We start from the raw sequence: 15,250 nt of genomic DNA, 5'->3' as shown, positions 1-15,250 counted from the left end.
TCGCACAGCCACCCATGGGGTGGCTCTACCGAATCGGGCACCGCGCGCAGCCACCCGTGGGGTGGCTCTACCCGACGGTGCGCACCACGTTGCCCTGTGCGTCGCGCAGCTGGGTGGGTTCCACCCGGATCCGCAGGCGGCCACCGGGCAGCGGGTAAACGCCGCGCTGGGCGTGCAGATGGTCCAGCAGCGCACGCAGGGTGGCCGGGCTGAGCACGCATCGCGCGCTGTCCGGCGCGATCTCCAGCTGGTCAGCCTCACCGGGCTCGAAGCGCCAGCTGCGCTGTGCGTTGAGCAGGGTCAGCGCGTGGCCGTGGTCCAGCCGCAACGGCAGCAGCTCCAGCACCCCCGGCACCTGGCCGGCGCCCAGCACCAGCTCCACGCTGTCGCCCTCGGCCGCCCAGTCCAGCGTTTCCAGGAACAGCAGGCCGGTGGTGGAGCCGTCACGCGCACTGCCCGCCTCCACCTGCGCGGCCAGGGCCGGGTCGGCCAGCAGCGAACCGCGCTGCAGGTCGGTGATCCACAGCGGCATGGCCGGCAGCAGCGCGTCCAGCACGCCCTGGGTGGACCAACGCCGCACCGCCGCCATTTCGTCATCGACCAGCCCGACGATCTGCAGGAAACGCACGCGGCCGTTGGGGGTGTCGCGCGGCGGCAGCTGCGGATCCTCCACCAGCGCCAGGTGGCGCAGCACGGTGTCGGTGTCCAGCGCGATCGGACCGTTGGCATCCAGGTGGTGCCCGGCCTCGAACACATTGCCGCTGCTGAAGACATAGCGCGCCAGGTTCTGCAGCAGGTTCATCGGCCACACCGGCGGCGCGTCGTCAGGCCCCTGCCCTGACGCGGCGGCCAGGCGGAACGTCAGCTCGAAACCGTAGCCGCTGTCGGCCGCATCGTCACTCTGCTTGTCGTACAGCTCGGAGAAGCCATAGGTGACGTAATGCCAGTGCGGGCGGGGCGATTCGGCCCAGTACACGCTGATCCCGTCCAGCGGGTCGTTGCCGCCCAGAGTGTGAGGCAACGCCGTACCGAAGTGCCGGGGTTCCTGCCCCGGGTACAGCGCAACCAAGGCCGCGTTGATGGCATCCCAACCGGGGGTGCCGTGGTCATCGTGCGTGAGGTCCATCGCGGTGCTCCTGCAGGTGTAGCCGGGCAAGGTAACGCCCCCGCGCCGCAACGACCACCCTTGCAGGCGCCGGCGATTCAGCCAGGCACGGGTTCGGCGCTGGCGTCGGGCTGCAGCTGCGGCGATGCGTCGAGCAGCGCATGGGTGTCGCTCAACCAGCGGCTGGCCAACGCCGGGCTCTTGGCCTTGGCGACGGCGGCGGCCATGTCCGGCCACAGCTTTTCCAGCCCTGCCGCATTGGTGCAGCGCTCGATCTTGAGCTGCATGAAGTAGCCCTTGAGGCCCAGATGGCGGCGCACCGATTCGCTCATCCAGTCGTACAGGCGCTTGTACAGATCCGGGTCCTGCTCGCGCCCGGCGGTGAGCGCACGCGCGGCGGGCGGCGCGACGGCACCGCCGACCACGTCGATCAGACCCATCTCTGCCAACTGGGCCAGCGCGTCGTCCGGCGCGCGCAGGCCCGGCAACAAGGCGGTCAACGCATCGTCATCGCGCTGACCATCCACCATCAGCAGAATGGAGCGCAACGCCGGCGGCAGCCGACGTGCACGGTCTTCGATTTCCTGGCGGCCGGCGGCCGTCTTGCCATGGATGTAGGCCATGTACTTCCCCCTGTTGCGTGCTGCATTGCCACGCCCGTCCTCCGGCCGTTGGCCGGTGCACGTGCGCCCCCTTGCGACCGTTCCAGGCGGATCTCCACGCCGGCGTCCCCGCGCGCCGTGTCCCCAGCGCGCGACGCCCGGCCCTGGGGCCTGCAGCGGTCACTCCCGGAGCTTACCTGAGGCTGGCCGACACCGATAATGCGTTGCAGCACGCGCCGGTCACCGCCCCAGCGCGCGCCGGATCTCGTCCAGCGCCGCCGGATCATCCAGCGTGGACAGATCACCCGGATCGCGCTCTTCGGCCAGCGCCTGCAGCGAGCGCCGCAGCAGTTTGCCCGAGCGGGTCTTGGGCAGCGCATTGACGATATGGATGTGCGCCGGCCGCGCCAGTGCACCGAGCGAGTTGGTGACCCGCTGCATCATCTCGGTGATCACCGTGCTGCCATCGCCGTCCACTGCCTGGCGCAGGGTGACGAACACCAGCGGCACCTGGCCCTTGAGCTCGTCCTTGACCCCGATCACCGCCGCCTCGGCCACCAGCGGGTGGCCGGAGATGCACTCTTCGATCTCGCGCGTGCCCAGCCGGTGCCCGGCCACGTTGATCACATCGTCGGTGCGGCCGAGGATGAAGGTGTAGCCGTCCGCGTCGCGGATCGCCCAGTCCAGCGAGCTGTACAGCAGCTCCTTGAAGTGGCTGAAATAGCTCTGCAGGAACCGGTCGTCGTCCTTCCATACCGTGCTCATGCACCCCGGCGGCAACGGCGGGGTCATCACCAGCACGCCCTTCTGCCCGGGCGCCACTTCATCGCCGGTGTTCTCGTCGATGACCTTCATCTTGTAGCCGAGGTTGGGGAACCCGGGCGAGCCGAACCGCACCGGCTTCATGTCCACCCCGGGCAACAACGTCAGCGCCGGCCAGCCGGTTTCGGTCTGCCAGTAGTTGTCGATGATCGGCTTGCCCAGCGCGTCGTTGATCCAGTGCGCGGTGGGTTCGTCGAGCGGCTCGCCGGCCAGGAACACGTACTTGAGCGCATCCAGGTCGTGGCGCGTGATGAAGTCGGTGTCGTGCTTCTTCAGCACGCGGATGGCGGTGGGCGACGAGAACAGCGTGCGCACGTTGTACTGCTCGCACAACGCCCACCAGATCCCCGGGTCCGGGTTGGTTGGCAGGCCTTCGTACAGCAGCGAGGTGCAGCCGCCGATCAGCGGGCCGTACACGTTGTAGGAATGGCCCACCGCCCAGCCCACGTCGGAGGTGGAGAACATCACCTGGCCCGGCTTGCAGTCGAACACGGTCTGCATCGACTGCGCCATCGCCACCGCGTAGCCGCCCACGTCGCGTTGCACGCCCTTGGGCTTGCCGGTGGTGCCGGAGGTATACAGCAGGTAGCTGGGCTCGCTGGCTTCCAGCCACACCACCGGCACGTCCTGGTCGCCCACATCGGCGCGCAGCGTGGCGTAGTCGACATCGCGACCGGCCACCTTCGGTTCGGCCGGGTCCAGCCCGCGCGAGACGATCAGCACGTGCGGCGGCGGCGAGGTGGCTTCGGCACATGCCGCATCGACCATCGCCTTGTACGGAATCACCTTGCCACCGCGTTTGCCGGCATCGGCAGCGATCAGCAGCTTGGGTTCGGCATCGTCGATGCGCAGCGCCAGGTTATGCGCGGCAAAGCCGCCGAACACCACCGAGTGGATCGCCCCGATGCGCGCGCACGCCAGCATCGCAAACACCGCCTCGGCCATGTTGGGCATGTAGATCACCACACGGTCGCCACGCTGCACGTCCAGGCGCTGCAGCACCGCTGCGAAGGCATTCACTTCGCGGTACAGCTGCCGGTAGGTGATCTCGCGGGTGACGTTGGTTTCGGTGGAAATGGCCACCAGTGCCAGCTGGTCCGGGCGATCGACCAGGTGGCGGTCCACGGCGTTGTAGCAGAGGTTGGTTTCCCCGCCGACGAACCAGCGCCGGAAGGGCGGGTTGCTGTAATCGAGGATCTGCTCCGGCGCTTTATGCCAGTAGATGCGCTGCGCCTCTTCGGCCCAGAACGCTTCGGGTTCATCCACCGAACGCCGGTACATTTCTTCGTAACGCATGACAGCCCTCCCAGACAGAATCATGGGATCGAGCATAGTCCGATGGCGGCGAACGAACCGCCCGACCTTGGTCGTACACCGGGCCGGCCAGCGGCCGGCACTACCGGGGATTGTCGAGAGCCGGCCAGCGGCCGGCACTACCGGGGATTGTCGAGAGCCGGCCAGCGGCCGGCATTACCGGGGCGGCGGTTGGCGTTTCCCACAAAAAAACGCCGGGCAATGCCCGGCGTTTTTCAACAGCGTACCGGCACAGGGCCGGCAGGTCGCCGCCGGTCGATCAACCCAGCAGGTGGGCCACGCCGCTGCGCTCTTCTTCCAGCTCGGCCAGGGTCTTGTCGATGTACTTCTGGCTGAAGTCGTCCACCGGCAGGTCCTTGACCAGGGTGTACTCACCGTTTTCGGTGGTCACCGCAAAGCCGAAGATCACGCCTTCCGGAATGCCGTAGGAACCGTCGGACGGCACGCCCATGGTGACCCACTTGCCGTTGCTGCCCAGCACCCAGTCGCGCACGTGGTCGATGGCGGCATTGGCGGCCGAAGCGGCCGAGGACGAACCACGGGCCTCGATGATCGCCGCGCCGCGCTTGCCCACGGTCGGGATGAAGGTACCGGCGTTCCATTCCTGGTCGTTGATCGCATCGGCAACCGACGCACCGTCGGCGGTGGCGAAACGGTAGTCCGGGTACATGGTCGGGCTGTGGTTGCCCCACACGACCAGCTTCTCGATGCCGCCGACCGACTTGCCCAGCTTGGACGACAGCTGGCTCAGCGCGCGGTTGTGGTCCAGGCGCAGCATGGCGGTGAAGTTGCGCGGGTTCAGGTCCGGCGCCGACTTCATGGCGATGTAGGCGTTGGTGTTGGCCGGGTTGCCGACCACCAGCACCTTCACGTTGCGGCTGGCGACCTTGTTCAGCGCCGCGCCCTGCGCGGTGAAGATCTTGGCGTTTTCCAGCAGCAGGTCCTTGCGCTCCATGCCCGGGCCGCGCGGACGCGCGCCGACCAGCAGGGCGATGTCGGCGTCCTTGAAGGCCACTTCGGCGTCATCGGTGCCGACCATGCCGGCCAGCAGCGGGAAGGCGCAGTCTTCCAGTTCCATCATCACGCCGCGCAGCGCGGCCTGGGCCTTGTCCACCGGCAGCTCGAGCAGCTGCAGGATGACCGGCTGGTCCTTGCCCAGCATTTCGCCGGAGGCGATGCGGAACAGCAGGGCGTAGCCGATCTGGCCGGCGGCGCCGGTCACGGCAACACGAACAGGTGCTTTCATGGGGATTTCCTCTGCTAAGAAGCTGTAGTGCCGGCCGCTGGCCGGCTAAGTAGCTGTGTGGGAGATGGCCGCGCGGGCGGGGGCATGCCTGGCGGGGCGGCCGAAACGTAGAAACGGCCCCCTTCGCAGGGGGCCGTTCAAGGGGTGGATCAGGCCGGGATCAGCTTGTTCCACTCGGCCACGCGCTCGGCCTGGGCGGCCAGCACGGCGTCGGTGTCGCCTTCCAGGGTGATCGAATGGATCACGTCGCCCTGCTTGACCGAGTCCACGATGGCCTGACCGTCCAGGACCTGGCCGAACACGGTGTGCTTGCCGTCCAGCCAATCGGTCTTGATGTGGGTGATGAAGAACTGGCTGCCGTTGGTGTTCGGACCGGCGTTGGCCATGGACAGCGAGCCGACCTGATGGCGCACGCCGTTCTTCTCGTCTTCGAACTTGTAGCCCGGACCGCCGGTGCCCTGACCCTTCGGGCAACCGCCCTGGATCATGAAGTCCGGGATCACGCGGTGGAAGACCAGACCGTCATAGAAGCCGCGCTTGACCAGGTTGACGAAGTTGGCAACCGTCAGCGGGGCCTTGTCGGCGAACAGCTCGACCTTGATCGGGCCCTGGGTGGTGTCGAAAGTGGCGATGAGGGACATGCAAATCCTTGGGGTACGGGGGTTTGTCGTTAGCTCCATAGGATACACCGCGCCCCCTGACCAACGGGCGCCTGTTGGACAAACGCGTCGCCACGCGCCCAGGCACCTCCGCGCCGGCACGGAAACGCTTTGCTGAATGCCTCGGGGACGGCGGTAGTGCCGGCCGCTGGCCGGCAGCCAGGCAAAACCTGCTGGAGATCATGGGTTTGCGAGCCCGTTGCCGACACTACCTGAATGGGGATGCGGGACAACCTGAAACGCACTTTTCGCGATTGGTCATGTTGGCCGTATAATGTTGGACTTCTTTTTCCAAATCCGGCGCCGACTGGCCCCCTTTCGCATGTCTATCGAAAATCTTCGCAACATCGCCATCGTCGCCCACGTCGACCACGGTAAGACCACCCTCGTCGACCAGCTGCTCAAGCAGTCCGGCACCCTCTCCGAGCGCACCGTGCTCGCCGAGCGCGTGATGGACAGCAATGACCAGGAAAAGGAACGCGGCATCACCATCCTGGCCAAGAACACGGCCATCACCTGGGAAGACAAGAAGACCGGCATCAAGAACCGGATCAACATCGTCGACACCCCGGGACACGCCGACTTCGGCGGCGAAGTGGAGCGCGTGCTGTCGATGGTCGACACCGTGCTGATCCTCGTCGACGCGATGGACGGCCCGATGCCGCAGACCCGCTTCGTCACCCAGAAGGCCTTCGCGATGGGCTTCAAGCCGATCGTCGTGGTCAACAAGGTCGACCGCCCGGGCTCGCGTCCGGATTGGGTGATCGACCAGGTCTTCGACCTGTTCGACAAGCTCGGCGCCACCAATGAACAGCTCGACTTCCCGATCGTCTACGCCTCGGCCCTGAACGGCTACGCCGGCCTGGAAGACAGCGTGCGCGACGGCGACATGACCCCGCTGTACGAAGCGATCATGCAGCACGCGCCGAAGCCGGAAGTGGACCCGGATGGTCCGTTCCAGATGCGCATCAGCCAGCTGGACTACAACAACTTCGTGGGCGTGATCGGCATCGGCCGCATCCAGCGCGGCACCCTGAAGAAGAACATGCAGGTTGCGGTCATCGACCGTGAAGGCAAGAAGCGCAACGGCAAGGTCGCGCAGGTGCTGGGCTTCCTGGGCCTGGAGCGCATCGAGCAGGACTCCGCCGAAGCCGGTGACATCGTCGCCATCTCCGGTATTGCCGAGCTGACCATCTCCGACACCCTGTGCCACCCGGAAACCCCGGAAGCGCTGCCGGCACTGACCGTCGACGAGCCGACCATCTCGATGACCTTCCAGGTCAACAACTCGCCGTTCGCCGGCAACAAGGACCTGTCCGGTGGCAAGTTCCTGACCAGCCGCCAGATCAAGGACCGTCTGGACCGCGAGCAGGTCCACAACGTGGCCCTGAAGGTCGAACAGCTGGAAGACGCCGACAAGTTCCTGGTCTCCGGCCGTGGCGAACTGCACCTGTCGGTGCTGATCGAGAACATGCGTCGTGAAGGCTACGAGCTGGCCGTGTCGCGCCCGGAAGTGATCATCAAGCAGATCGACGGCCAGGCCATGGAGCCGATCGAGCAGCTGGTGGTGGACATCGAAGAACAGCACCAGGGCGGCGTCATGGAAAAGCTGGGCACCCGCAAGGGCCAGCTGAAGAACATGGAGCCGGACGGCAAGGGCCGCGTGCGCCTGGAATACCAGATCCCGGCCCGTGGCCTGATCGGTTTCCAGAACGAGTTCAAGACCCTGACCCAGGGTTCGGGCCTGCTGTTCCACGTGTTCGACCATTACGGTCCGAAGGAACAGGGTTCGATCGCCAAGCGCCAGAACGGCGTGATGATCGCCAATGCTCCGGGTGCCACCCCGGCGTACTCCCTGGGGCCGCTGCAGGAACGCGGCAAGCTGTTCGCTGCTGAAGGCGACAACGTGTATGAAGGCCAGCTGGTCGGCATCCACTCCAAGGACAACGACCTGACCGTCAACGCCATCAAGACCAAGCCGCTGACCAACATGCGCGCGTCGGGCAAGGACGATGCGATCCAGCTGACCCCGGCGATCAAGTACTCGCTGGAACAGGCCCTGGACTTCATCGAAGACGACGAGCTGGTCGAGATCACCCCGAAGGAAATCCGCCTGCGCAAGAAGGGCCTGACCGAAAGCGACCGCAAGAAGGCTTCGCGCGGCGGCTGATCGGACCCATTGTCGTGATCGACAAGCCCTACAACCCGGATCCTCACAAGCATCCGGGGTTGCACCTGATCGCCTTGCTGGAAGCCAGCAAGGCGGTCCTGGCGCTGTTGGCGGCAACCGGGCTGGAAATGCTCGGCCCGCAGCCACTGCGTGAGGCGGTCAATGCCCTGATCCGGCGTTTCAGTCTGGACCCGGATCACGGCACCCTGCCCTCGCTGCTCAACATGATCAATCCCGATGCGGTGCATCTGGCCGCGGTGGCCATGCTGGCCTACGGGGTGCTGCATCTCTTCGAGGCCTGGGGCCTCTGGCGCGCCAAGGCCTGGGCCTCCTGGCTGGGCTGCGTCACTGCCGGCATCTACCTGCCGTTCGATATCTACGCCATCATCCGCCACCCTGGCTGGGCCTCGTGGTCGGTGCTGGTGATCAACCTGATCGTGGTCGGCGTACTCGCCCGCGATATCCGCAAGCGTCATCCCACGCCGACCGCCCCGCACTGAGTTGCAAAGCGTGGCACCGGCTGGTTAGCCTGAGCGCCGGTTCCCGGGACACCCTGATGCGTCTGCCGCTGACATCGATGGTGATGATCGTGTCGCTGTGCGGCTGCGCGCCTGCGCCTGCGCCGGTTCACGCCAGCGAAGCCAACGCCGCCCCTGCCGTGTCGGCCCCCGATACGCCCTTCGCCTACGCCGAGACCGACATCGTCGACCTGCAGGCGCAGATGACCGCCGGTGCCCTGGACAGCGTCACCCTGACCCGCGCCTACCTGGAACGGATCGCGCGCATTGATCGCGCCGGCCCGCGCCTGAACGCGGTGATCGAGCTCAATCCCGACGCCCTCAAGGACGCCGCCGCGCTGGATGCCGAACGCCGGCACGGGCAGCTGCGCGGTCCGCTGCACGGCATCCCCGTGCTGCTCAAGGACAACATCGGCGCACGCCCGATGAGCAACAGCGCCGGCTCGCTGGCACTGGCGAAATTCCGCCCCGACGACGCCTTCCTGGTCACCCGCCTGCGCGCGGCCGGCGCGGTGGTGCTGGGCAAGACCAACCTGAGCGAGTGGGCCAATTTCCGCTCCAGCCAGTCGATCTCCGGCTGGAGCGCACGTGGCGGCCAGACCCGCAACCCCTACCGGCTCAGCCACACCCCCTGCGGCTCCAGCAGCGGCAGCGCGGTGGCGGTGTCGGCCAACCTGGCTGCGGCAGCGGTGGGCACCGAAACCGACGGCAGCATCGTCTGCCCGGCGGCGATCAACGGCGTGGTCGGCCTCAAGCCCACCGTCGGGCTGATCAGCCGCGAAGGCATCATCCCGATCTCCTTCAGCCAGGACACCGCCGGGCCGATAACGCGCAGCGTCGCCGATGCCGCCGCCCTGCTGACCGCCATGGCCGGCCGCGACGACGCCGACCCGGCAACCGCGACCATGCCCGGGCGCGCGGTGTACGACTACACCGCGCGATTGAACGCCGACAGCCTGCGCGGCGCGCGCATCGGGGTGCTGCAGGGTCCGCTTGACGATCTGCCGGGTATCGCCCCGGCGCTGCAACACGCGATCAGCGTGCTGCGCGAGGCCGGCGCCGTGGTGGTGCCGGTGCAGTTGCCGACCCAGGGCCAGTGGCAGGATGCCGAGCGCATCGTGCTGCTGCATGAGTTCAAGGCCGGCCTGCAGCGCTACCTCACCCGCTACAACGCACCGGTGCGCAGCCTGGACCAGGTGATCGCCTGGAACCGGGAGCACGCCGACAAGGAGCTGATGCCGTTCGGCCAGGACCTGATGGACGAGGCGGCCGCGGTGGGTGGGCTGGGCGATGCGACCTACATCGCCGCGCGCAGCCAGGCACGGCGCCTGGCCGGACCGGAGGGCATCGACGCCGCCCTGCGCGCGCAACAGCTGGATGCACTGATCGCACCGACCACCGGTGTCGCCTGGCCGATCCGCGCCGGCGCGGGCGATGATTTCCCCGGCGAGAGCTACAGCGCCGCCGCCGTGGCCGGCTACCCGAGCCTGAGCGTGCCGATGGCGCATGTGGACGGCCTGCCGCTGGGCCTGTTGTTCATGGGCACGGCCTGGAGCGAACCGCGCCTGATCGAGCTGGCCTACGCCTACGAACAGCGCACCCGCGCCCGGCGCCCACCGCGGTTCCGGACCAACAGCCTGCTGCCGCATATCAGCCCGCCCTGAGGTGGCGTACCGACCAACGGTCGGTACCTACCGGGCTTCGGCACGTTCGCGCCACCGATCCATCCCCCGTTCGCCGGGCCACACCCCGGTAGCGCCCGACCGTTGGTCGGTCGACGACGCACCGACCATCCACGCCCGTTACGGTTCCGGCTGGATCGCCGGCGCGCCGTCCTCGGCGCCCGGCGAGCGCACATCGTCGGCCGGCTGCGAACGCGGGCCACGCAGACCGGGATCGGGCTGCTGCAGCAGTTCGGCACGGGTGCGCGGCAGCGCCTGCGGGTGCTCGCGGGCCAGGAAGTCCAGCATCCGCTCGCGCACGATGCAGCGCAGGTCGAAGGCATCGCCGGAATTGCGCGCACTGACCAGCAGGCGCACCTGCAGCGTGTGGTCGGTGGTCTCGGTGACCTGGGTCACGCACACCCGGCCATCCCACAGCGCCTCGCCCTTGCAGATGCGCTCCAGCTCGGCGCGGATCGCCGCAATCGGCGCCCGGTAATCCAGCCACAGGAACGCGGTGCCCAGCAGGTCGGCGCTGCGCCGGGTCCAGTTCTGGAACGGGTTCTCGATGAACCACGTCAGCGGCACTACCATTCGCCGCTCGTCCCAGATGCGCACCACCACGTAGCTGCTGCCGATCTCCTCGACCCGCCCCCACTCGCCCTCCACGATCACCACGTCGTCCAGCCGGATCGGCTGGGTCAAGGCAATCTGCAGGCCGGCAATCAGGTTGCCGAACACCGGCTTGGCGGCGATACCCGCGACCAGGCCGATGATGCCGGCCGAGGCCAGCAATGCGGTGCCGATCTGCCGCACCATCGGGAAGGTGAGCAGGATCAGCGAGATGCCCACCAGGATGATCGCGCCCATCAGCACGCGGCTGAGCACCCGGGTCTGGGTCTGCACGCGGCGCGCCTCGAGGTTGTCGGCCACCTCCATCGGGTGGTCGCGCAGGATCGCCTGCTCGCCGGCGGCCACCGCGCGCACCAGCAGCCAGATGAAGCAGGCCGTCAGCCCGATGTGCAGCATGCGCAGCGAACCCTCCAACCAGCGCCCCTGCAGCGGCGTGGCCTCCAGCGCGGGAATCAGCAACAGCAACGGCAGCGCGAACGCCAGCGGGCGGCTGATCACCCGGGCAATGCGCGCACGCCGGTAGTCACGGCCCTTGAGTCGTCGGGTCAGCGCCATCAACAGCCACCAGCCAGTGAAACCCACCGCCAGCGCGATGCCGATCGGCCACAGATACAACGCCGCCTGTTGCCAGTCCACTGTCACTGCACGCTCCTGCGGTCTTCAACGGAAGACCGCAGGGTGCCAGCGCGGCGATGACCAGCGTGTCAGCCGGATGTAAGCCGCGCGTGGACGGCGGCGGCTACATCAGGCGGCGTAATGCTGCTGCTTGCGCACGATCGCCATGGCGATCTCCAGCGACTGGTCGTAGTTCAGGCGCGGATCCACCGACGACCGGTAGGCACGCTCCAGGTCGCGTTCGGTCAGCTCGCGCGCACCGCCGGTGCATTCGGTCACGTCCTCACCGGTCAGTTCCAGGTGCACGCCGCCCAGGCGGGTACCGGCGGCGGCATGCAGGTCGAAGGACAGCTCCACTTCGCCACGCACGTTGTCGAAGCGACGGGTCTTGTAACCGTTGCTGGTGCTCTCGGTGTTGCCGTGCATCGCATCGCACACCCACAGCACGCGGCGACCGTCGCGCTTGACCGCATCCAGCAGCGGCGGCAGCTTCTCGGCGATATGCGCCGCGCCCATGCGGTGGATGAAGCTCAGGCGGCCGGGTTCGTCATCGGGGTTGAGCACGTCGATCAGGCGCAGCAGCTGGTCCGGCTGCACCGACGGGCCCACCTTGATCGCAATCGGGTTGCGTACGCCGCGCAGGTATTCCACGTGCGCGCCGTCGAGCGCAGCGGTGCGCATGCCGATCCACGGGTAGTGCGTGCTCAGGTTCAACCAGCCCTGCTGGCGCGGCACCTGGCGCGTCAGCGCCTGTTCGTAGGGCAGCAGCAGCGCTTCGTGCGAGGTGTAGAAATCGATCCGGTTGAGGTTGTGCACGCGCACCCCGGCCAGCGTCTCCATGAAGTGCACCGCGTCGCCGATCGACGCGACCATCTTCTGGTAGTCGGCGGCCAGCGGCGAGTGCTGCACCCAGTCCAGGTTCCAGTACTCGGGATGGTGCAGGTCGGCGAAGCCACCGTCGATCAGCGCCCGCACGAAGTTCATGGTCATCGCCGAATGCGCGTGAGCCTGCAGCATCCGGCGCGGATCGGGCAGGCGGGCGGCCTCGGTGAACTCCGGCGCGTTGATCACATCGCCGCGGTAGCTGGGCAGGGTCACGCCGTCGCGGGTTTCGGTATCGGCCGAGCGCGGCTTGGCGTACTGGCCAGCGAAGCGGCCCACCCGGATCACCGGCTTGCGCATGCCATGCACCATCACCAGGCTCATCTGCAGCAGCACCTTGAGCCGGTTGGAAATGGTGGTGGACTCGCAGTCGCTGAAGTTCTCGGCGCAGTCGCCGCCCTGCAGCAGGAAGCGCTTGCCCTCCTGCGCATCGGCCAGCTGCTGCTTGAGCGCCAGGATCTCCCAGGAGGTGACCAGCGGCGGCAGCCGCTTGAGCTCGTGCAGGGACGCGTCCAGCGCCAGCGGGTCGGGATAGGTCGGCATCTGCAGCGCGGTCTTGCCGCGCCAGCTTTCCGGCGACCAGGCGGTATCGACGGCGGTCGCGACAGGATCGGCTACGGGCGGGGCGGACGGGCTCATCACGGACTTCCGGCAGGGGGTGGGGACCGGCCATGGTCGCAGAGCGCGCCGCCGACGCAAAGCACCGCGCGCCCGGCGGCGGCAGCTGAACGCCGGAAAACGGCCGGCGCGATCGGCCACGAACGGCATGCCCAGAGGCCGGCGGACAGGCGCATGATTTGTTACGGAGTAACACTGCCAGGCCGGCACCCCCTTCCCTGCCCAGCCCAACGCCGCCCCCATGAAGCCCTCTGCGCTCACCGCCGCCATTGCCTTCGCCCTCACCGTCACCAGCCTGCCCGCCCTGGCCGACGCGCCCGCCACGCCCGCCGTCACCGACCTGGATGCGGTCACCGTCAGTGCCCAGCTCGACCAGGCCCGCAACACCCTTTCGCCGGACATCGGCAGCAGCCAGTACCAGATCACCGCCGAGGACATCCAGAAGCAGCCGCTGGGTGCGTCGGCCCCGCTCAGCCAGGTACTGCTGCAGGCCCCTGGCGTGGTCCAGGACAGCTACGGCGGGGTCCACGTGCGGGGCGATCACGCCAACCTGCAGTACCGCCTCAACGGGGTCCTGCTGCCCGAATCCATCTCCGGCTTCGGCCAGACCCTGGACGCGCGCACGATCAAGAGCATCCGCCTGATGGATGGTGCGCTGCCGGCCCAGTTCGGCGAGCGCACCGCCGCCGTGGTGGACATCACCACCCGCAGCGGCGCCGAGCTGGGCAATGGCGGCAGCGCCGGCATCACCACCGGGTCGTTCGGCACGCTCAACCCCAACGCCTCCTGGTGGGGCAGCCAGGGCCGCTGGAGCTGGTACCTGACCGGCAACTACAACCAGAACGAGGTTGGCCTGGAAAACCCGACCGCCTCGCGCCGGCCCGATCATGACGACACCCACCAGGGCAAGGCGTTCGCCGACCTCACCTACCTGGTCAACGACAGCACCCGGCTGAGCCTGTTCGCCGGGTTCGCCAACAACCGCTTCCAGATTCCGACCAACCCCGGCCAGGAACCGCAGTTCGGCTACCTGGATACCGCCGGGCAGGAGTCGGCGCAGCTGGACGAGACGCAGCGTGAGACCACCCGCTTCGGCATGCTGGTGCTGCAGGGCACGCTGGGCGACACCGCCTACCAGGTCTCGGCCGGGCAGCGTTACAGCGACCTGGCGTTCAACCCGGACGTGGCCGGCGACCTGGTCTTCAACGGGGTGGCCTCGCAGGTGCAGCGCAGCAACCGCGCCACCACCGTGCAGGCTGACTTCTCCACCCCGCTCGGCGACAACCACACCCTGCGTTACGGCCTGTATGACAACAGCGAACGTGCGCGTGCGGGCAGTACCGCCTGGGTGTTCCCGGTCGATGCGGACGGCCACCAGGCCAGCACCACGCCCCTTGTGATCCCCGACACCAGCGCCTTCCACGCCAGCACCGCGGCGCTGTACGTGCAGGATGAATGGCGCATCGGCACCGACTGGACGCTCAACTACGGCCTGCGCGGCGACCGCTACCGGGCCTTCGGCGGCACGGAAGGCCAGCTCAGCCCGCGCCTGGGCGTGGTCTGGAATGCCACCGACAGCACCACCGTGCACGCCGGCTACGCGCGCTACTTCACGCCGCCAGCCAGTGAACTGGTGGCCGGCAGCGACATCGCGCTGTACGACGGCACCACCAATGCGCAGCCGGCCATCGGCAGCACCACGCCGCTGTCCGAGCGCAGCGACTACTACGACGTGGGGATCTCCCAGCAGGTTGGCGAGCACCTGACCCTGGGCCTGGACGCGTACGACCGCAAGGTCGATCGCCTGCAGGACGAAGGCCAGTTCGGCGCTGCCTATATCTACTCCACCTTCAACTACCGCCGCGGCCACATCCACGGCGTGGAGTTCAGCGCGGACTACAGCCGGGGGCCGCTCAGCGCGTACGTCAATGCGGCCTACAACAAGGCGATGGGCAAGCAGGTGCTCACCGGCCAGTACAACCTGGACCCGGAGGCGCTGGCCTACGTGCAGGACAACTGGATCCACCTGGACCACGACCAGAAGCTGACCTCGTCAGGCGGGGTCAGCTACGCCTTTGCCGGCCACAACCGGGTGGGCGCGAACTACGTGTTCGGCAGCGGGCTGCGCTCGGATACCGAGGGCGTGCCCAACGGCGGTGAGCTGCCGTCCTACCTGCAGGTGAACCTGAGCGCGGCGCATGATTTCAACGCCGACAGTGGGCACCCGCTGCACGCGCAGCTGGCGCTGGTCAACGCGCTGGACCGCAGCTACCAACTGCGCGACGGCGGCGGCATCGGGGTGTTCGCGCCGCAGTGGGGCCCGCGCCGTGGCGCCTACCTGAGCCTGCAGCAGGACTTCTAAGCGGCTACCCGGTCCGCCGGCCATATGCCGGCGGGCCCGGGAT

Annotated in this window: 11 protein-coding genes; 4 read left to right on the top strand and 7 right to left on the bottom strand. The window is 67.8% G+C overall.

Annotated elements, in window-relative coordinates; genetic code table 11:
- Window positions 1-67: 67 nt before the first annotated feature.
- The 5 genes from ACZ0AE_RS04055 to ACZ0AE_RS04035 all read right to left on the bottom strand — a co-directional run bounded on the left by ACZ0AE_RS04055 (window position 68) and on the right by ACZ0AE_RS04035 (window position 5,730).
- Window positions 68-1,126, bottom strand: coding sequence for a suppressor of fused domain protein (locus tag ACZ0AE_RS04055; protein ID WP_463600443.1), 1,059 nt, complete (start codon window positions 1,124-1,126; stop codon window positions 68-70).
- Window positions 1,127-1,203: 77 nt separating this feature from the next.
- Window positions 1,204-1,728 (bottom strand): hypothetical protein, encoded by a 525-nt coding sequence (locus tag ACZ0AE_RS04050; protein WP_447592112.1) that lies wholly within the window; start codon window positions 1,726-1,728, stop codon window positions 1,204-1,206.
- A 219-nt stretch (window positions 1,729-1,947) separates the two neighbouring features.
- Complete coding sequence (prpE, locus tag ACZ0AE_RS04045; protein WP_463600442.1) at window positions 1,948-3,825, bottom strand: propionate--CoA ligase; 1,878 nt, start codon at window positions 3,823-3,825, stop codon at window positions 1,948-1,950.
- A gap of 277 nt (window positions 3,826-4,102) precedes the next feature.
- Window positions 4,103-5,089, bottom strand: a complete 987-nt coding sequence (locus tag ACZ0AE_RS04040) for a malate dehydrogenase (protein WP_038690241.1) — start codon at window positions 5,087-5,089, stop codon at window positions 4,103-4,105.
- 149 nt (window positions 5,090-5,238) lie between these two features.
- Window positions 5,239-5,730 carry a peptidylprolyl isomerase gene (locus ACZ0AE_RS04035; RefSeq protein WP_038690243.1) on the bottom strand — a complete coding sequence of 164 codons (492 nt, stop codon included), beginning with the start codon at window positions 5,728-5,730 and terminating at the stop codon, window positions 5,239-5,241.
- 340 nt (window positions 5,731-6,070) lie between these two features.
- Between ACZ0AE_RS04035 and typA the strand changes: the two genes are divergently transcribed.
- The 3 genes from typA to ACZ0AE_RS04020 are packed head-to-tail and all read left to right on the top strand — an operon-like array spanning window position 6,071 to window position 10,100.
- Window positions 6,071-7,918, top strand: coding sequence for a translational GTPase TypA (gene typA / locus ACZ0AE_RS04030; RefSeq protein ID WP_038690245.1), 1,848 nt, complete (start codon window positions 6,071-6,073; stop codon window positions 7,916-7,918).
- 14 nt (window positions 7,919-7,932) lie between these two features.
- Complete coding sequence (locus ACZ0AE_RS04025; RefSeq protein WP_038690247.1) at window positions 7,933-8,418, top strand: DUF2127 domain-containing protein; 486 nt, start codon at window positions 7,933-7,935, stop codon at window positions 8,416-8,418.
- A 56-nt stretch (window positions 8,419-8,474) separates the two neighbouring features.
- Window positions 8,475-10,100, top strand: a complete 1,626-nt coding sequence (locus tag ACZ0AE_RS04020) for an amidase (protein WP_463600441.1) — start codon at window positions 8,475-8,477, stop codon at window positions 10,098-10,100.
- A gap of 138 nt (window positions 10,101-10,238) precedes the next feature.
- Here the strand turns inward: ACZ0AE_RS04020 and ACZ0AE_RS04015 are convergent, their stop codons facing one another.
- Window positions 10,239-11,366, bottom strand: coding sequence for a mechanosensitive ion channel family protein (locus tag ACZ0AE_RS04015; RefSeq protein ID WP_463602057.1), 1,128 nt, complete (start codon window positions 11,364-11,366; stop codon window positions 10,239-10,241).
- Between the two features lie 108 nt (window positions 11,367-11,474).
- Window positions 11,475-12,866 (bottom strand): class II 3-deoxy-7-phosphoheptulonate synthase, encoded by a 1,392-nt coding sequence (locus ACZ0AE_RS04010; RefSeq protein WP_137190955.1) that lies wholly within the window; start codon window positions 12,864-12,866, stop codon window positions 11,475-11,477.
- Window positions 12,867-13,086: 220 nt separating this feature from the next.
- On the opposite strand from ACZ0AE_RS04010, the gene ACZ0AE_RS04005 reads away from it, so the two are divergent.
- On the top strand, window positions 13,087-15,207 hold the full coding sequence (locus ACZ0AE_RS04005; protein ID WP_463600440.1) for a TonB-dependent receptor: 2,121 nt from the start codon (window positions 13,087-13,089) through the stop codon (window positions 15,205-15,207).
- The last annotated feature ends 43 nt before the right edge of the window (window positions 15,208-15,250 follow it).

This window comes from Stenotrophomonas sp. AC248, assembly GCF_979258185.1.
This window is presented reverse-complemented; position numbering and strand designations above follow the sequence as displayed.